The following is an 18,143-nucleotide window of genomic DNA, read 5'->3' as shown; positions in this document are numbered from 1 at the left end:
GTCGGGCGGCGGGGTTAGCGGGCGCAAATGCCGCGGTAGGGGCAATGCTCGCACTTGGTGAAGTCGTCGGTTTTGCGGATGGGCTCGGCGGGGTCCAGGATTCGCAGCACAATTTTACGCACCAATTCTTCGGAGGTGGCCACGAAGTCCTGGCCGCCGTCGGTGATGAAGCTGAGGTCGGCGGAGAGCAGGCCTTCGTCGATGTTGCGCAGGGAGAGGATGGCGGTTTCGGCCGTTTCGCGCTGGGCGGTGTGGGCCAGCATGAGGCGGTAGAGCCAGAGCTGGCGCACTTTGTCGGCGCTGCTGCTGGCTTCGTGCAGGAGGCGGTCGACGGCTTCGGCGGGGGTGAGGCGGTCGCGGTAGCCGCGCAGCTGCAGGTCGTTGCGCTTCACGAGGCCGGATTTGTAGTCGACCACGCGCAGGCGGCCGTCGGGCAGCTCGTCCACGCGGTCGGCTAGGCCGAAGAGGCGCACGGCGAGCTTTTCGGCCCGGCCCGGCACGTCGACGAAGATGGTGGCGGCCAGTTCGGCTTCGAGGCCGAAAAGGCGGATGGGCAGCAGGTCGGGCTGCGCGGTGAGGCTTTCGAGCAGGCGAATGACCAAGCGGGTGGCCACCTGGCCGTAGACGTGGTTAAGGCCTTCGTCGGCGCGGGCGTGCTTTTCCGATTCTTCCTGGCGCAGCACGCGCTGCACCTCGGCCGGGGCCTGGCGCACCATTTCGGGGATGTCGGCGGCGGTGATGAGGCGGGCGTCCTGCTCGAAAGGGCGCATGAGGTTTTCCAGGGCCTCATGTATCATGGTGCCGAAGCTGCTGGCTTCGAGGGTTTCTTCCACGGCTTCGTTTTCGTGGAAGCGGGCCACTTTCGAGAAATAAAACCGGAGCGAGCAGGCCAGGAAATCGTTAAGGCGCGAGGGCGAAATGTTGCGCTCCAGCACCCCGCGCAGCGACGTGAGCATTTCCTCATCTTTCTCCAAAATGAGGTCGCCTTCGTAGGGGTTGACGCCCACTTCGGTGTCGGGGCCGGCTACGGAAACCGTCAGGTCTTCCAGCGTGAGCTGCGGGTTTTGGGGCAGCAGGTCGTTCTGCAGTTGCAGCAGGAAGCGGCTGCGCTCGCCGCTTTTCATGCCTTCGGCGCCGGGCAACACGTGCACCAGGTCGACGCGTTGGGCGCGCTGGAGCAGGCGCCAGAAGTTGTAGGCCGTGATGGCCTCGGCGTCGGCGTAGGTGGGCAGCTTGAACTCGGTGAGGACGTCGTAGGGAAACAGCGACTGCTGCTTTTTGGGGGCCGGCAGCACGCCTTCGTTGCAGCTGAGGATGATGAGGTGGTCGAAATCCAGCGCCCGCGTTTCCAGCAGGCCCATCACCTGCACATCGGCCAGCGGCTCGCCCGAGAAGGGCAGGCGGGTGCGGCCCATCTGCTCGTACAAAAACCGGCGGAACGAGCGCACCGACAGGCGCTGCTCGCGGCAGTCAAAAGCCGAATCGAGCTGCTTGACCAAGGTGTAAAACAGGTACAAATACTCGGCCTCGATGCCGCCCTGCTGGTCAGCGTACACTTGCTTCAGCAGGTCGATGAGGGTGTTGCAGGCGGCGATGATGTCGTCGCAGTTGTCCCAGGTTCGGAACAGGGCCTCGATGAGCGGGTGGTGCGCGCCCAGCTTCAGCAGCTCCTCGGCGGGCAGCAGCACGGCGTTGAGGCGCACGATTTCGCGGCAAATCTGGTCGAGCACGCCGTGGTATTGCGGCTCGTCGGGCTGGCGGTCCTGCCACTGCTGGTAGCGGCGCAGGAAGGGGTGGCTCAGCAGCTTGGTCACGGCCAGGTGGTGGTAGCGCGGCACGCCGTAGCCGGTTTCCTGGCTGCCTTCGCGGATGCCGGTGAGGTGCACCTCGAACAGCAAATCGACCAGGTTGAACAGCGGCGTGGCCTGGAAGCTCAGGCCCATGGTCACGTTGTAGTCGGGCACCTCGTCGGGCGGCAGGCCGTGGAGCACGGGCAGGAGCAGGGTTTCGTCGGGCAGCACCACGGCCACGGTGGCGTCGGGGTGCTGGCGGCGGGCTTCGGCCAGGAGCTGGCCGGCCAGCTTGCCCTGCATGCTGGGGTTGGCCACGCCGAGGTAGCGCACGTGGTGGGCCCGGCCGCGCAGCCATTCCACGCCGCCCCCGAAGTTGTCGAGCGGCAACTGCCACTTCTCGAAGTAGCGGCGCAGGTGCTGGCCGGCGCGGTTGGGCGAGTTTTTTTCGAGGTAAAAGGGGTCGGCGTCGAAGCGCACTTCGGCCCGGCCGGCATTCAGCAGCAGGCGAATGAGCTTTTCCTCGGAGCGCGACAAATTGCCCAGGCCCACGAACACGTGCCGGGCTACTTCGGGCGCCGCCGGGTCCTGGATGCTCTTTTCCAGCTTCTCCACGGCCAGGCGGTAGGCCAGGCCGGGGTAGGCCAGGTGGTTAGCCTTCATGCGGCGCTGCAGCTCGCGGTACACCCGCTCCAGCTGGTCCCAGAAGCTGAAGGAGTGGGCAGCGGCGCGGCTTTTCTCAGGCAGCGCTTCGAGGTCCCAACGCTCCAGGGCCTTGGCTTGGCTGAGGTATTCAAACAGCTTGTGGGTGGGGGCCAGGTTCTGGTCGAGGTTGGAGAAGTCGCTCAGCAGCAGGCCGGCCCAGCCCACAAACTGGTCGAAATCGAGGTGCTCATCAATGCGCTTGAGGATGTCGTAGAGCAGCAGCTGCAGGGCAATGGGCTCCTCGACTTGCACGCCGGCCAGCTCCACCATGTAGTCTTCCATGGCCGCCACGCGCGGGGCCCACAGCGGGGCGCCCACGGGCAGGTTCACGGCCAGCTCGTTCTTCAGATACACCACGGCGCGGCGCGTGGGCACCACCACCACGATGTCGGACAGTTCATCGAGCGGCCCCGAGCCGTAGCGGTCCAGCAGCTCGCGGGCCACCGTGGCCAGGAAGGAAACCGGCGCCGCGGAAGGCGCCGTAGCGGCAGAAAAAACGTCGGAAGCAGGGTGGGCGGGCATCACCGTAAAGATACCAAGGCCGTGGCGCAGTAGCGCGGACTTTGCAGTCCGCGTCCCCGCGCCAATAAAGCCGTAGGCCTCGTTCGGCTATCAAGTGGGGACGCGGACTACAAAGTCCGCGCTACTTCCGCGCGGCGCCGAATAAGCTTCTTTGCGTTTACTTCAGCCCAGCTTATCCGCCGCTCATTACGCTTCTCCATGAAAGCACGTCTCCTCCTGCCGCTGCTGGCCCTGCTGGCTACCGCCGCCCGGGCCCAAACCACGCCCACCGTCATCCCCGAGCCTGCGCCGGTGGCGCCCGCCCCGGAGCCGCTCTGGCGCAAAAGTCTGAAAACCGGGCTGGGCCTGAACGAGTCCCTGCTCAGCAGCAACTGGCGCGGCGGGGGCGTGAACACCATCGGCTTCAACGCCTTGTTCAACGCCCGCGCCAACCGCAAGCTCGGCGGCCATAGCTTCGACAACGAAGCCGATTTCCTCTTTGCCTTCTCCGAAACCGCCGGCCTGGGCTACCGCAAGGGCCAGGACCGCCTCTACCTCGACACCAAGTACGGCCGCGCCATCAGCAGCCAGTGGGACATGTTTCTGTCGCTGAACCTGCTCTCCCAATTCGCCCCCGGCTACAAGTATGATACCGACGCCAACGGCCTCGACCGCGCCCGGCTGACTTCTGATTTCTTCGCCCCGGCCTTCCTCACGGCCGCCTACGGCTTCGAATACCACCCGGCCACCTACTTCCACCTGCGCCTGTCGCCCTTCGCCCCGCGCCTGACGGTGGTGAGCCGCGCCGAGCGGTTCGTGGAGGCCCTCGGCAACACGCCCTACGGCGTGAACCCCGGCCACAGCACCCGCTTCGAGGTGCTGGCCGCGCAGGTATTGGCCGAACTGGACCGCAACCTCAGCCCCAACGTCAACCTCAAGGCCCGCTACCTGCTCTTCGCCAATTACAAAAACATCAACCCAAAAGAAATCGACCACCGCCTCGACGTCGGCCTCACCGCCAAAGTGGGCAAGTACGTGAACGTGGCCCTCAACGGTATCGCCCTCTACGACTACGACCAGGACCACGGCGTGCAGTTTTCGCAGGGCCTCACCATCGGCGTGGCCTACGCCGTGCAGAATTTCGCGGACGCCAAGAAGTAGCGCGGACTTTTAGTCCGCGGGGTGACAATACCCGCGGACTAAAAGTCCGCGCTACAGCCCGCCCCGGTCCCAGGCTGCGATTTCGGCGGCCAGGTTGCGGCGCGCGCGCGCCTCCAGCGCCGCTTGCATCGCTGGGGTGCGGAAGAGCACCGGCGCGGCCAGCATTTTGGCCAGCACCTTGCGCCGGCCGGGGCGGTACAGCAGGTCGGGCACGAGGCGGTATTCGCGGCGCACCTGCCGGGCGTACTCCCAATACGCCGGCTCCGGCGCGCCGAGGATGCTCAGGTCGGCATCCAGAAACCAGAGCAGGTCGGCGTCGTCGGGCGGCTGGGGCTGGGTGTGGTCGGCGGTGCGCTCAATGAGGAAGGCCACCCGCTGCTGCCGCGCCGGCTCCAGGTTGGTTTCCTGCAAGAATGCCAGCGCTTGCTCGGCGCTTTTCGCTTCGTTGTCGGAGCGCAGCGACTGGTACACCACGTCGTGAAACCACACCGCCAGCTGCACCACCACGGCGTCTTGCAGCGGGGCCGCGTCGGCCAGGGTCAGCAGGTTTTCGATGTGGTGCAAGGTGTGGTAGTGCCGGTCCGGCACCTCATAGGCGGCGGCCAGCTTCTGAAAAACGGCCTCGCGGCGGGCCGCCTCGGGCAGCAGCGGGGCGGTGAGGGCGTGCCAGCGGGCCGCCAGGTCGGGGAGGGAATGGGGCATGGGGCTAGGTCAGGGCAGAAATTAATTGATAATTTGTGCGCCGGAGTCCGCGCTAATTCTCGCCAGCCTTTCGCGCCACATTTTGAGTTCTTCAGGAGTTAGCCGTACCCAATCAGTCACTTCGCCCACAATTTTCACAGGTGCCTGGCTGCGGTAGGAGCGGGTCGGATTGCCTGGGAATTTCTTGTCCGTCACGTTCGGGTCGTTCTCGAAGCTTCCGGTTGGCTCCACGAGGTACACCCGTTCGCGACCTTCTCCGGCGGCCAAGGCCGCAGCAAGGCCCGCCCCATTTACTAAAGCGGTAAAATAGATGTGATTCATGACGATTTCGGGCCTGTAATTCGACCGATGCCCGGCCGTCAGCAAATCGCCAATCTGCAAATCCGCTTTGGTGCCATGGTAAAAAGGGCCGGCATCTAAAATGAAGCCTTCGCCGTGTGAAATGTTATTGCTTTCCATATTGTGATGGGGTATTTCAAGTAATGAATTTCGATTACTACCCAACTTTTCCGAATGGTCTGCAACGCATTCTCGCCCCGCGTGCGCCAATTCGTAGCGCATAATCCACCACATCATAAAAAGCGGGGGCATTGCTGACAATAGCGGCGCGAAGTAAGCCAGCCCTTTATGCTAAAACAACACGCACCGTCAATTAAGGCCTGTTATTTTATCAACTCGTCAATTTTTTTGACCATTTGGTCAAACTCCGTTTGCACGAATCCTACGGACGTGAAGACAACATTGCCTTTGGCATCGATGAGATAGTTTCTGGGAATGTATTGCGTAGCAAAAAGCGAATACACCTGCCTTTTTTCGTCCGGATACATCGGTAGGTCAAAGCCTTTCTTGGCTTTGAAAGCTGTTATCTCGCTTTGCGAATGCTCGCGCCCAATCACTATGATGACTAGCTTTTTATTGCTTTTGTGGGTGGCCCAGAACTGTTGCACTAGCGGCAGCTCCTGCATGCAGGGACCGCACCAAGTGGCAAAAAAGTTAATCAGGACAACCTTGCCTTTTAAGTCCAGTGATTTTATGGTTTCCTGGTCGTTGCTGATGGTAAATGCGGGTATATGCTGACCCACGCCCAGGTCCTGACAAAAGATGGGGGAACTTACCAGCAGCAACGCAAACAGCAAGAAGTATTTCATTCTGGGGAGGAAGAGAAATTAATTTATATGCAACTGGTCAAGAAGGCCGCAGCGCGTAAATCCGCTCGATTATTTCCACCACTTTCAGCCCTTCCAGCGCATTGGTAGTAGCAAAGCTGCGGCGCTGCACGGTGTCCACCACGTTTTCGATGACCTGCACGTGGTTGGCGGCCGAGCCCTGGAAGGCGCCGTAATTATTGGCGGGGTTGGTGGGGGCCAGTTCCGGCATCTGGTAGCCGTCGAGGTGGCAATACTCGACTTTGTCCATGTACTGGCCGGCGATGCGCAGGCTGCCGCGCTCGGCCACCACGGTAAGGGAGCTTTCGAGGTTGCGGTCCCACACGGCGGTGCTGTAGCTGAGCGTGCCGCTGCCGCCGCGCAGCAGGTCGAAGGTGACGAGGCCGCTGTCCTCAAACTCGGTGAGGCCGACGTGGGTGAAATCGCGGAAGCGGGCCGAAACGTTGGTAATGTCGCCGAACACCCAATAGAGCAAATCGACGAAGTGGCTGAACTGGGTAAAGAGCGTGCCGCCGTCGAGGGCCTGGGTGCCTTTCCAGCCGCCGGGGCGGTAGTAGCGGGCGTCGCGGTTCCAGAAGCAGTTCAGCTGCACCAAGTACACCTGGCCCAGGCGGCCTTCATCGACCACTTGCTTCAGCCAGGCGGCCGGGGGCGAGTAGCGGTTCTGCATCACCCCAAACACCAGCCGGCCGGTTTGCAGGGCCGTGTGCACAATGGTTTCGGCGTCGGCTTTGTGCAGGGCAATGGGCTTCTCGATGACCACGTGCAGGCCGTGGCGCAGGCCGGCTACCGCCTGCGGGGCGTGCAGGCCGTTGGGCGTGGCCACGGTGAGGACGTCGGCGGCGGGGCCGGTTTGCAGGTAGTCTTCGAGCGAAGCGAAAAACGGCACGCCGGGAAATTCCATGGCAAGGCCGGGCTGCAAGTCAGCGCGAACGTCAATCAGCGCGGCCAGCTCCGCACCGTCGTGGCGCGCCACCAGCGCCGCGTGGCGCCGGCCAATGTGGCCCACGCCGCAAATGGCGAAACGGACGAGAGGGGAGGAAGACATGTTGCAGTTTGAAAACCCTAGCCAATCAGCCACATGATGGGCAATAATGCTCCGACGAAGGCTGGCCAGCACCACCAGCTTGGCGGCAGGCCCCGTCGGCGGCGCTTGACCAAAGCTAGCTGCCACAACCAGAACGGGACGCTATAGCCAATTAGCAGCAGGCTGGCCATGAGCGCCGCCGCTTCGCCCGTAGCACAGCGCCACTTTTCATTAGCCGGGGGTACATAAGCGTAGAACCCCTTATAATAAACCCAGCCGGCGAAGAATAGGAAGGCACTGATTAACAAGGACTGGCCAGCTAGTAGCCAGCCCTCCGGACAATGCCACCATGCGGCACTTTGCGAATTAGCCATGCCCTTTATAGAAACAAGTTTCAAAAGGTCACCCAATGAAATTATTGTAGAAACTGCTGCACGATTTCCACTACGTAATCCTGCTGCTCGGCCATCAGCAGCGGGTGAATGGGCAGCGACAGTACCGCCCCGCACAGCCGCTCGGCCACCGGAAACTGGCCGGCCCGGTAGCCCAGATACTGATACGCCGGCTGCGCGTGCACCGGCAGCGGGTAGTAAATCATGGTCGGCACGCCGCAGCCCTTGAGGAAGTGCTGCAAGTCATCACGCCGCCCAGCTTCGGCCACCTGAATGGTGTACTGATGAAAGACGTGCGTGCTGCGCGGGTCCCGGGCCGGGATACTGATGCCGGGCACGTCGGCCAGCGCGGCGTCGTAGCGCGCGGCCACGGCCTGGCGGGCGGCCGTGTTGGCGGAAAGCTGCCGCAGCTTCACGCGCAGCAGGGCGGCTTGCAGGGTGTCGAGGCGGGAGTTGAGGCCGATGCGCTGGTGGTGGTATTTGCGGCTCTGGCCGTGGTTGGCGAGCTGCTGGAGCAGGGCGGCGCGGGCCGGGTCGCGGGTGAGCAGGGCGCCGCCATCGCCGAGGCAGCCGAGGTTTTTAGATGGGAAAAAGGACGTGGTGCCCACTTCGCCCACGGTGCCGGCCACGGCGGTTTTGCCGTTAGTCATCTGGAACGTGGCCCCAATGGCCTGGGCATTGTCTTCAATCAACGCCACGCCGTGATGGGTAGAAATGGCTTGCAAAGCTTTCAAATCGGCGCACTGCCCAAACAAATGCACCGCCACGATGGCGCCCGTGCGCGGCGTGATGGCCGCCGCCACGGCGGCCGGGTCCACATTAAACGTATCGGGCCGCACGTCCACCAGCACCGGCTTCAACCCCAGCAGGGCGGCGGCTTCCAGCGTGGCCACGTAAGTAAAAGCCGGTATAATTACCTCCGCGCCCACTGGCAAGTCCAGGCTCATCAGGGCCAGGGTCAGGGCGTCGGTGCCGTTGGCGCAGGGAATGACGTGGGCGCCGCCCAGATACTCGCCCAGCTCCGCCGCAAACGCGCCCACGGCCGGCCCCTGAATGAACGCGGCCGTGCGCAGCACTTCCTGAATCGCCTCGTCCAGGGCCGGTTGCAGGGCCGCGTGCTCAGCGGCCAAATCGAGCAGGTGAATGGGGACGGGCGGGGCGGGAAGTATCAAAGCAACACGAGGAGCTGGAGCGGCCAAAGATACTGGCCAAACTCAGGCCAGTTCCCGCAGCAGCCAATGCAATTTCAGCAGGTCGAATGCCCGCAGCTTTGGGGCGGCCGACAGCAGCTGGCGGCGCAGGGCCGGGGCCGCCGCGCTCAGGCCCGCGCCGACGGCGCCCCCTAGCCCGAGGCGGCGCAGGCGCAACGCGGTTTGCAGCAGGCGGGAGTCGGCGCACTGGCCTTTCTGGCGGTGCACCTGAGCCAGGTTTCGCACCGCCTGCTCGCTTTTTTGCAGGAAAACGTCGGCCGGTTCCAGCCCGTCGTGCAGCACGGGATTATCGAGATGGCGCACGGGCACGCCGGCCGCCGCCAGCTCTTCGCCAAAAGCTGTGTCTTCGTGCCCGTAGCCGGTCAGTTGCTCATCCAGCGCGTAGCGCCGAAACACTTCGGCCCGAATCAGCGCGTTGTTGATGGTAAGTTGCTGATAAGGCTGCATCTGGCGCACCGCGGCGGGGCGTGCCTCCCGTGCCCGGCCGTACTGCCAGCGCAGGCGCAACGCCGGGTCGGGCGGCGGCGTGGCGTGGTAGCAAGTCCCCCCGATGAGTACCGGGGCCAGCGCGCACGCAGCAGCGTAGCGGCCGAGGAACTGCGCATCGGGCAGCAGGCTGTCATTGTCCAGCAGCAGCAGCCATTCGTGTTGCGCGGCGGCGGCCAGCTGGTTGCGAATGGCGGCGCGGCCCACGTTGCGGGGCAATTCGTGGTAGCGCACGCCGGGCAGGTCGGCCAGTGGCCGGTTCGGCTGCCGGAATTCTTCTAGTGAGCCGTCATCGAATAAGCAGATTTCGACCGGCCCGGGCCACGTACCGTTTTGGCTAACGAGCGAAGTAACTAATTGCTTAACAACCCGATTATATACTGGAATCAGAATGGATAAGCCGGGTGTCATTCAACTTGAAAAAATGGGTTACGGTCCGAGGACTCTTCGATTCAGTTCTTCAACTTCGATTCAATCAGTTGGATAACTTCTTGGTTTTTGCTTTCCTGAGCGGCAGATAGCACCGAGTTGCCTTTCCCATCATTCGCCTGCACATCAGCCCCTTTAGAAATCAGGTACGAAACCATCCTGGTATTTCCCCCATGAGCTGCAAACATCAACGCAGTCATGTTGAACGCATCCCTAAAATCGACCTCGGCGTTATGGTCAAGCAAAAGCTTAACCGTTGCAAAATCATTTTTCTGAACGGCCAGAATTAATAAGCTCATTTCAAAAAAGCCCGCTTTTACCCGAAAATTTGGGTTGGCACCTTTGTTTAGCGCCGCCTTCACCTGCGTGGAGTCTTGAGCCGAAACAGCCTCAAAAAGCTTTTTATCTTGTCCTTTGCCAGTGTTAAAGTTTACACCCTGTCCATGGCCTGAAACGGCAATCAATAACAGGGATAAAACGGATACCGCTTTTCGGATGGATGCGCTGCTCATGCCCGTCATCTAAGCCAAGAGAGAATTTTACTATCAGGCCCGTTACCCGCGCGCCGAGTCCAGCAGCTCGCCGTCCTTGCACGTGAGCACGCGGTGGGGGTAGCGCTCCAGCAGCTGGAAGTTGTGCGTGGCCATGAGAATGGCCGTGCCGGCGTTGTTTATCTCCGCAAACAGGCGCATGATGCTGTCCGACACTTCCGGGTCGAGGTTGCCGGTGGGCTCGTCGGCCAGCAGCAGCACGGGTTCGTTGAGCATGGCGCGGGCAATGACCACGCGCTGCTGCTCGCCGCCCGAGAGGCGGTGCGGCATGCGGTTGGCGGCGCCGTTGAGGCCCACCTGGGTCAGCACGTCGCTCACGCGCTGCTGCTTTTTGGCCTTGCCCTTCCAGCCCGTGGCGTTGAGCACGAACAGCAGGTTTTCGGCCACCGTGCGGTCCGACAGCAGCTGGAAGTCTTGAAACACAATGCCCAGCCGGCGCCGCAGGTAGGGCACCTGGCTGGCCGGCAGCTTCGCCAGCGGAAAGCCCGCCACGGTGCCCATGCCGATTTGCAGGGGCAGGTCGGCATACAGCGTTTTCAGCAGCGACGACTTGCCCGAGCCCGTGCGGCCCACCAAGTAGGCAAAGGAGCCTTTTTCCAGCGCGAACGTCACGCCCTGCAGCACGGCTTGCTGCTCCTGCATGATGGTGGCGTCGTGCAACTCAATCACGTTTTCGGTCATGTCCTTACAAGCTCAGCGGCTGCAGTTTCCCAAATTCCAGCCCCGCAATGACGGCCGCCAGCTCCGTTTCCTTGCCCTCCAGGCCGTAGCGGTGCAGGTCCTTGAGCGGCCGGTCGGCCCGGAAGTAGGCGATGAGCACAAAAGCCTCGTCCCGCAGCTGGATGTAATCCGGAATTTTGGCCTTGCCCTTTACTTTGATGATGTACATGGTGTTGATGTGTTAATTGATTGATGTGCTGATGTGCTGCGGTGCATCGCCTCCAGAGGCCAGCACATCAGCACATCAAAAAATCAGCACATTAAGCATTGACTTTCTTGTGGTCGGCCAGGAAGGTGGCCAGGCCCTTGTCCGTCAGTGGGTGGTTGAGCAGGCCGGTGATGACGTTGAGCGGGCAGGTCACCACGTCGGCGCCAATCTCGGCGCACTGAATGAGGTGCGGCACGTGGCGCACCGAGGCGGCCAATACTTCGGTGGGGTAGCCGTAGTTGCTGAAAATCTGCACAATCTGCTCGATGAGTTGCAGGCCGTCGTGGCCGATGTCGTCCAGGCGGCCCACGAAGGGCGACACGTAGGTGGCGCCGGCTTTGGCGGCCAGCAGGGCCTGCCCGGCGGTAAAAATCAGGGTGCAGTTGGTTTTGATGCCTTTGTCGGCGAAGTACTTGATGGCTTTGATGCCTTCCTTAATCATGGGCACTTTCACCACGATGTTGGGGTGCAGGTCGGCCAGGGCTTCGCCTTCGCGGATGATGCCGTCGAAATCGGTGGCAATGACTTCGGCCGACACGTCGCCGTCCACCAGCTCGCAAATCTGGCGGTAGTGCGCCATCACGGCATCGAGGCCGCGGATGCCTTCTTTGGCCATCAGCGAGGGGTTGGTGGTCACGCCGTCGAGCACGCCCAGCTCCACGGCTTCGCGGATGTCGTCGAGGTTGGCGGTGTCAATGAAAAATTTCATAATGGGGTCTTGGGTACTTGGGAGCGTAGGGTCGTGGTTTTCAGAGGCAGTGAATTGGTTTAAAAACCAAACTCCTACGTCTCCAGGACCCCAAGTCCCTAAAAAAGAATCGGCCCCAAAGCTACTCATTCGCCCGCCAAACTGCGGAAGGGAGTAACGCCGGGGCCGACGGAAAAAGGCAAAAAAAAGCAAGCCAAAATCGCACCGCTACAACCACCTACCCTTGCTACCTTCCGGTCCTGGGGGAGTTCAGCAGGAGCTGGTCGTTCTGACTTGCCGCTGCAAAGGTAAGCACGAATTGGCGCAGATTAAAAAGGATTTCTCCTTTTTGTGGACGCGCTGGGCGTAGTGGGTTGATTAGGCAGTGCATAGGGTGCTGCTGCACGAGCCGCCCGCATCGGGCACGCCGCGGGCGGCGGCCCTATTCCCGCACCAGGCGCTGCACCGAGGTGGCCGCTCCCTGCGTGAGGTGCAGCAGGTAGGAGCCGGCCGGCAGGTCGGCCAGCGGCAGGGTGGCGATGCCATCGGCGGCCGGGGCCAGGCGCGCGGTGGCCCGCACGGTCCGCCCGAGCATGTCGGTGAGGCGGTAGCTGGCGGGCAGCCCGTTGGGCAGCTGCACCCGGCAGGCAGTGCTGGCCGGATTGGGGTACACATCGGCCAGCAGCGTGGCGGCCGTGCGCGCGGCCGAGGCCACCCCGAAGGTCAGGCGCAGGTTCAGCAGCGCGTCGCTGGCCGAGAGGGCAGGCGTGTTGGCAATGGCCGTGCCCGAGGTGTTGCGCCGGGCAATGTTGGTGCCCATAAAATTGTAGTTCCAGAGCGTGGTGCCCGTGCTGCCGCCGTTGCGGAGCACCAGCAGCGAGAGGTTGTCGGTGTTGTTGTAGGCAAAGGGCGTGGTCAGCACCACTTCCTGGTAGCCGGTGGTGCCGCTGTTGGTGAAGGCGCCCGCCCACACGCGCTGGTAGCCCGTGGTGTCGAGGGGGCCCGCCGTGAAGACGGCGGCCGTGGTGTGCTTCATGTAAACCACCGTGCGGGTGAGGGGCGACTGGTAGGCGCCGCTGTTTTTCTCAAAAGCCAGCCGGACAATGTTGCCGGCCTGGTTGAGCTGGGTTTGCTTGTAAATGGCCTCGTACACGCTGTTGGCCTGGGTGCTGTTGAAGGGGCTCAGCGCCGAACCGCTGGTCCCGACGGATACGGTGACAACCTGCGCCTGCGCCGTGAGGCCACCGGTGAAGGCCAGAAGGAATAAGAGTTTTTTCATAGTAAAATGTGCAAGAGTAACTTGCTGATTGGGTGAGGTGACGAGGTGTGGAAGCGGGACGACGGAAAAAGCAAAGAGGCAAGCCCAAAACGCTTTCCTTGCGGCCTATCAGTTGTAGGAGGGCCGTTACGCCGCGGTCGGCCTATTCCCGCACCAAGGGCATCACCTCCTGGCTCGTGCCGTGGGTGAGGTGCAGGTGATACAGGCCGGCGTGTAATTGGCTGATATCGAACTGGTACTGGCTATCGGTGGTGGGCGGCAGGGCGGCGGGTGCCTGCACCGTGCGGCCCAGCGCATCGGTAATGAAATAGGTGAGCGGACCGGTCAGCCCGGCGGCATCGAGCGAAACGGAGCTGGTGGCGGGCACCGGGAAAAGCCGGCTGCACGTGGCCAGCGTGAGGGTGCGCGTGGCCGTGCCGGTGCTGAACGTGAGCCGCAGGTTGGCCAGCACGTTGGAGGACTGAAATGCCGTGGTGCTGGTGATGGGCGCGCCGCCATCGTAGCGGCGCGAAATGCCGGCGGTGTTGAGGCCGTAGAGCCACCGGGCCCGCGGCCCATTGCTGGCAGCCGCCACGTTCTGCCCGTTGCGGCGGATGAGCAGCAGCGACAGGTTGGCCGTGTTGGTGTACACAAACGGCTGGTCGAGCTGGATTTCCTGGTAGCCGCTGGTGGTGGCGTTGGTGAAGCTGCCCTTGAACACGCGCTGGTAGCCGGTGCTGTCGATGGTGGCGTTGGTGGAAAGGGCGGCGGCGGTCGTTTTCAGGTAGATGCTCACGCCGTCGATGGCGCGCAGGTCGGTGCCATCGTTTTTCTCAAACGCCAACCGCGTGATGGTGCCGGCCTGGTTCAGGCTGTTCTGCAAGTACACCACCTCGTAGGCCCCGTAGGCGTTGAACTGGTTCAGCGGCAGGTAAATATTCAGCGACGTGCCCGCCGACACCGTGACGACCTGGGCCTGCGCCGCAAAGCTGCCGGTGAGCGCAAACAGCAGTAAGAGTTTTTTCATAGCGAGGAAGGAATGAATGATAAATGAAGGACGGGCCGACAATATACGAAAGGGTACATATTTTCGGGTAAGTGTTCAGCCCGAACGGATGGATGGGAAACCCAAGGCGGAATCTTCGCTGGGGTGTCGCGTTGCGGTTGCCGCCGTGAGTAGCTTTGCGGCATGGAACGACTACTCATTCTGGATTTCGGCTCGCAATACACGCAATTGATAGCCCGACGCATTCGCGAATTGCACGTGTTCTGCGAAATTCACCCCTACACCCACGCCCCGAACCTCGTCCTCAGCGACGATATTCGGGGCGTTGTTCTTTCCGGCTCGCCCTGTTCGGTGCGGGAGGAAGGCGCGCCCAACCCTGACCTGAGCCACCTGCTGGGGCACGTGCCGCTGCTGGGCGTGTGCTACGGCGCGCAGCTGCTGGCCCAGCAGGGCGGGGGCGAGGTGCTGCCGGCCACCATCCGCGAGTACGGCCGCGCCCGGCTGGCCGAACTGAACGACGCCTCCCCGCTGCTGGCCGGCATGCACGCCGGCTCGCAGGTGTGGATGTCGCACGGCGACACCATCCAGACGCTGCCGGCCGGCTACGACATCATCGCCAGCACGCCGGAAGTGGCCGTGGCCGCCTTCAAAATTGAAGGCCAAGACACCTACGGCATCCAGTTCCACCCCGAGGTCACGCATTCCACCGAAGGCAAGCAGCTGCTGAAAAACTTCGTGGTCGACATCTGCCAGTGCAGCCAAAGCTGGACGCCCGACCACTTCGTGGACTCGGCGGTGGAAGCCTTGCAGCACACCATCGGGCCCGACGACCAGGTGATTCTGGGCCTCTCCGGCGGGGTGGACAGCAGCGTGGCGGCCCTGCTGCTGCACCGCGCCATCGGCCCGCGCCTGCACGGCATTTTCGTCGACAATGGCCTATTGCGCAAGGACGAGTTTGAAACCGTGCTCAAAGCCTACGAGGGCCTGGGCCTGAACGTGACCGGCGTGAACGCCGCGCCCGAGTTCTACGCCGCCCTGGCCGGCATCAGCGACCCAGAGGGCAAACGCAAGGCCATTGGCCGCACGTTTATCGAGGTGTTCGACCGCGAGGCGCACAAGGTGCAGGGCGCCGCGTGGCTGGCCCAGGGCACCATTTACCCCGACGTGATTGAGTCGGTGTCGGTGAAAGGCCCGGCCGTGACCATCAAAAGCCACCACAACGTGGGCGGCCTGCCCGAGAAAATGCACCTGAAAGTGGTGGAGCCGCTGCGCATGCTCTTCAAAGACGAAGTGCGCGAAGTGGGCGCGGCCCTGGGCCTGCCGGGCGAAATCCTGAACCGCCACCCCTTCCCCGGCCCTGGCCTGGGCATCCGCATCCTCGGCGACATCACGCCCGAGAAAGTGGACCTGCTGCAGCGCGCCGACGCCGTGTTCGTCAACCTGCTCAAGGAGCACGACCTTTACCAGCACGTGTGGCAGGCCGGCGCCATGCTGCTGCCCGTGCAAAGCGTGGGCGTGATGGGCGACGAGCGCACCTACGAACGGGTGGTGGCCCTGCGCGCCGTGACCAGCGTGGACGGCATGACCGCCGACTGGGCGCACCTGCCTTACGAATTTCTGGCCGAGGTGAGCAACAAAATCATCAACCAGGTGCGGGGCATCAACCGCGTGGTGTACGACATTTCGAGCAAGCCCCCGGCGACGATTGAGTGGGAGTAGTCGGCCATGGCCTTCCCAGAACGTCATGCTGAGCGCAGTCGAAGCATCTCGCGTGTGGTAGTAATTCAATCGCAAGGAAAGATTTACTACCACACGCGAGATGCTTCGACTGCGCTCAGCATGACGTTCTATTTTTACGATTTCCTCTAACAAATAATCATGCGCTGGCACTGCCTCCAACACCTGCCCGACGAGGGCCCCGGCCACGCCGCCGACTGGCTGGCCGCGCACGGCCATGCGCTCACGTTTACGAAGCTGTTTGAGCCCAACCTGACGTTCCCGGCGCTGGCCGATTTCGATGGCCTGCTAATTTTGGGCGGAGCCATGAGCGTACACGACGAGGACGTGTTCCCGTGGCTGCGGGCGGAAAAAGCCTTTATCCGCGAGGCGTTGCGGGTGGGCAAAATCACGCTGGCCATTTGCCTCGGGGCGCAGCTGGTGGCCGAGGCCCTGGGCGGCGAAGTGCGGCCCAACCACACGCCGGAAATTGGCTTCTGGACGGTGCGCTTTTCGGCGAAGTCTCTGGAACACCCGCTGCTGCGCGGGTGGCCCGAGAAGGCCGTCGTGCTGCACTGGCATATGGACACGTTTACGGTGCCGCCGGGGGCCGTGCGGGTGGGCATGTCGGCCGCAACGGCCACGCAGGGTTTCGTGTGGGGCGATGGGGTGATTGGCCTGCAGTTTCACCCCGAAATGACGGTGGAAATGGTGGAGCAGCTCATGGCATTTGAACACCACGAGCACGCCGAAGAGCAGGAATTCGTGCAAACGGCCGGGCAGATTCGCAGCAAGCTGAAATCGGTGTGGAAGGGGCGCAAGCTACTGGAGGCGCTGCTGGCGAACCTGGTGGCGCTGCAAGGGCAGGAAGAAGGGATGTAGAGACGCAACACTTTGCGTCTCATCGCTGAACGGAAAGAGCCGCGCCGTGCGGATTTCGTCCACGCACCATGCTCGCGTCGTCATCGTTCAACGACGAGACGCAAAGTGTTGCGTCTCTACATCGTTCATACCAAGCAATTAAAATCCCTTCGGCAACTCGATTCCCTTGATGGTCTTGTACAAGCTCAGGGCGTTCTGGTCGGTCATGCCGGCCACGAAATCGGTGAGCAGCAGGATTTTTTCGTAGGCCGAAACGTGGGCCTGGTGGCCTTCGGCGCGGAACTGCTCGGGCAGCAACAGCAGCAGCTTGCGGCTGCGGTGGCCCTGGCTTTCGTCAAACACGGCGCAGAGAAAAGCGTCGAGCAAGCCGCCGAGGACTTCAAAGCCGGCGGCTTCGATTTCGAGCACCGGGCGGCTGCGGTAGAGCTGGTTGATGCTCAGGCGCTGCACTTCCTGCAAATCGGCCCAGCAGCTGAGCTCCTTGATGAGGGACTGGTCGTATTCGCCGCGCAGGATGGCGGGGGCGTGCTGGCCAAATAAGTCGGCCAGCTCCGCGACGAGCTTGCCGATGAGGCGGGCACGAACGTAGCCCAGCTCCTCGCGCCAGTCGTGCCACTGCACGCTGCCCTTGCGGCCGGCAGGGTCGTTGAGCATCTTTTTGAGCAGCGGCAGGCCGGTTTCGGGTGCTATCAGGCCCAGTTTCAGCCCGTCCTCGAAGTCGATGATGCGGTAGCAGAGGTCGTCGGCGGCTTCGACCAGGAAGGCCAGCGGGTGGCGGTGGTAGAAGCCGGCCGCGGCGTCTTTGGGCAGCAGGCCCAGCTCGGCGGCCACGTGCCGGAAGCGGGCGGCCTCGGTTTGGAAGTGGCCGTATTTTTTCTCCGAAGCACCGCCTTTTTTGGAAGCCTCGGCCACCAGGCTGGGGCGTGGGTACTTGGTGAAGGCGCCCAGCGTGGCGTAGGTAAGGCCCAGGCCGGCGGTGCCGCTGCTGTGCGCCGCGTAGGTGTGCGTGAGGATGCGGAAACCGGCCGCGTTGCCCTCAAAATGCTGCAAATCGGCTGCTTCGGCCTCGGTCAGCCTGGCCAGATACGGCGCGGCGGCCGCGCTCAGGAAGTAGCTGCTGATAGCGTCTTCGCCGGAGTGGCCAAAGGGCGGGTTGCCGATGTCGTGGGCCAGGCAGGCGGCGGCCACGATGTCGCCGCAATCCTGGTCGAGGTTGGGCAATTGGCTCGCCAGCTCCGCATCGGCTTCCTGGAGGTGGCGGGCAGCGAGGCGGCCCAGGGAGCGGCCCACCACGGCGGTTTCGAGCGAGTGGGTGAGGCGGGTGTGCACGAAGTCGGTTTCGGGCAGGGGCATCACCTGGGTTTTGCGCTGCAGGCGCCGGAAGGCCGAGCTGAACACCACCCGGTCGTAGTCGCGCACGAAGTCGCCGCGCTCGGGCAGCACGCTGGGGGTGCTGAGTTTTTGGTCGGGGAAGCGGCGCGGCGAGAGCAGGCGCGGCCAGAGCATGGGTGCGGGCATAAGGGAAACTCCGGCCACCCGTTAGA

18 protein-coding genes and 1 other RNA gene are annotated in these 18,143 nt (G+C 62.9%); 3 read left to right on the top strand and 16 right to left on the bottom strand.

What is annotated here, in order from left to right:
• Nucleotides 1-14: 14 nt before the first annotated feature.
• Nucleotides 15-3,017 (bottom strand): PD-(D/E)XK nuclease family protein, encoded by a 3,003-nt coding sequence (locus I2H31_RS07220; protein WP_196292314.1) that lies wholly within the window; start codon nt 3,015-3,017, stop codon nt 15-17.
• A gap of 198 nt (nt 3,018-3,215) precedes the next feature.
• Between I2H31_RS07220 and I2H31_RS07215 the strand changes: the two genes are divergently transcribed.
• Nucleotides 3,216-4,157: a DUF3078 domain-containing protein gene (locus I2H31_RS07215; protein ID WP_196292313.1), complete on the top strand. Its 942-nt coding sequence runs from the start codon at nt 3,216-3,218 to the stop codon at nt 4,155-4,157.
• Between the two features lie 51 nt (nt 4,158-4,208).
• Here the strand turns inward: I2H31_RS07215 and I2H31_RS07210 are convergent, their stop codons facing one another.
• From I2H31_RS07210 to I2H31_RS07145, 14 genes are all read right to left on the bottom strand, one after another.
• On the bottom strand, nt 4,209-4,859 hold the full coding sequence (locus I2H31_RS07210) for an HD domain-containing protein (RefSeq protein WP_196292312.1): 651 nt from the start codon (nt 4,857-4,859) through the stop codon (nt 4,209-4,211).
• 21 nt (nt 4,860-4,880) lie between these two features.
• Nucleotides 4,881-5,318, bottom strand: a complete 438-nt coding sequence (gene arr / locus I2H31_RS07205) for an NAD(+)--rifampin ADP-ribosyltransferase (protein WP_196292514.1) — start codon at nt 5,316-5,318, stop codon at nt 4,881-4,883.
• 203 nt (nt 5,319-5,521) lie between these two features.
• Nucleotides 5,522-6,007, bottom strand: coding sequence for a TlpA family protein disulfide reductase (locus tag I2H31_RS07200; RefSeq protein ID WP_196292311.1), 486 nt, complete (start codon nt 6,005-6,007; stop codon nt 5,522-5,524).
• Between the two features lie 37 nt (nt 6,008-6,044).
• The gene (locus I2H31_RS07195; protein WP_196292310.1) at nt 6,045-7,073 is read right to left on the bottom strand and encodes a Gfo/Idh/MocA family protein; all 1,029 of its coding nucleotides are present in this window, start codon (nt 7,071-7,073) and stop codon (nt 6,045-6,047) included.
• 17 nt (nt 7,074-7,090) lie between these two features.
• The gene (locus tag I2H31_RS07190) at nt 7,091-7,450 is read right to left on the bottom strand and encodes a hypothetical protein (protein ID WP_196292309.1); all 360 of its coding nucleotides are present in this window, start codon (nt 7,448-7,450) and stop codon (nt 7,091-7,093) included.
• 17 nt (nt 7,451-7,467) lie between these two features.
• On the bottom strand, nt 7,468-8,616 hold the full coding sequence (locus I2H31_RS07185; protein ID WP_230687520.1) for a DegT/DnrJ/EryC1/StrS family aminotransferase: 1,149 nt from the start codon (nt 8,614-8,616) through the stop codon (nt 7,468-7,470).
• Nucleotides 8,617-8,658: 42 nt separating this feature from the next.
• On the bottom strand, nt 8,659-9,552 hold the full coding sequence (locus I2H31_RS07180) for a glycosyltransferase family 2 protein (protein ID WP_196292308.1): 894 nt from the start codon (nt 9,550-9,552) through the stop codon (nt 8,659-8,661).
• 41 nt (nt 9,553-9,593) lie between these two features.
• Nucleotides 9,594-10,082, bottom strand: a complete 489-nt coding sequence (locus I2H31_RS07175) for an ankyrin repeat domain-containing protein (protein WP_196292307.1) — start codon at nt 10,080-10,082, stop codon at nt 9,594-9,596.
• Between the two features lie 42 nt (nt 10,083-10,124).
• On the bottom strand, nt 10,125-10,802 hold the full coding sequence (locus tag I2H31_RS07170) for a cell division ATP-binding protein FtsE (RefSeq protein ID WP_196292306.1): 678 nt from the start codon (nt 10,800-10,802) through the stop codon (nt 10,125-10,127).
• Nucleotides 10,803-10,806: 4 nt separating this feature from the next.
• On the bottom strand, nt 10,807-11,010 hold the full coding sequence (locus tag I2H31_RS07165; RefSeq protein ID WP_196292305.1) for a fructose-6-phosphate aldolase: 204 nt from the start codon (nt 11,008-11,010) through the stop codon (nt 10,807-10,809).
• 91 nt (nt 11,011-11,101) lie between these two features.
• Nucleotides 11,102-11,758, bottom strand: coding sequence for a fructose-6-phosphate aldolase (gene fsa / locus I2H31_RS07160; RefSeq protein WP_196292304.1), 657 nt, complete (start codon nt 11,756-11,758; stop codon nt 11,102-11,104).
• A 182-nt stretch (nt 11,759-11,940) separates the two neighbouring features.
• Nucleotides 11,941-12,038: signal recognition particle sRNA small type (ffs, locus tag I2H31_RS07155), an RNA gene on the bottom strand.
• 141 nt (nt 12,039-12,179) lie between these two features.
• A complete protein-coding gene (locus I2H31_RS07150) occupies nt 12,180-13,016 on the bottom strand; it encodes a T9SS type A sorting domain-containing protein (RefSeq protein WP_196292303.1) in 837 nt (278 codons plus the stop codon).
• A 142-nt stretch (nt 13,017-13,158) separates the two neighbouring features.
• On the bottom strand, nt 13,159-14,022 hold the full coding sequence (locus I2H31_RS07145; protein WP_196292302.1) for a T9SS type A sorting domain-containing protein: 864 nt from the start codon (nt 14,020-14,022) through the stop codon (nt 13,159-13,161).
• Nucleotides 14,023-14,184: 162 nt separating this feature from the next.
• Between I2H31_RS07145 and guaA the strand changes: the two genes are divergently transcribed.
• A complete protein-coding gene (guaA, locus tag I2H31_RS07140) occupies nt 14,185-15,720 on the top strand; it encodes a glutamine-hydrolyzing GMP synthase (protein ID WP_196292301.1) in 1,536 nt (511 codons plus the stop codon).
• Between the two features lie 159 nt (nt 15,721-15,879).
• Nucleotides 15,880-16,599: a type 1 glutamine amidotransferase gene (locus tag I2H31_RS07135; RefSeq protein WP_196292300.1), complete on the top strand. Its 720-nt coding sequence runs from the start codon at nt 15,880-15,882 to the stop codon at nt 16,597-16,599.
• Nucleotides 16,600-16,737: 138 nt separating this feature from the next.
• Here the strand turns inward: I2H31_RS07135 and dgt are convergent, their stop codons facing one another.
• Complete coding sequence (gene dgt, locus I2H31_RS07130) at nt 16,738-18,105, bottom strand: dGTP triphosphohydrolase (protein ID WP_230687519.1); 1,368 nt, start codon at nt 18,103-18,105, stop codon at nt 16,738-16,740.
• Nucleotides 18,106-18,143 lie beyond the last annotated feature (38 nt).

Origin of the sequence: Hymenobacter ruricola (genome assembly GCF_015694525.1) — a bacterium.
Classification (GTDB): domain Bacteria; phylum Bacteroidota; class Bacteroidia; order Cytophagales; family Hymenobacteraceae; genus Hymenobacter; species Hymenobacter ruricola.
The sequence above is the reverse complement of the archived record's forward strand: the minus strand, read 5'-3'. Positions and strand labels throughout refer to the sequence as shown.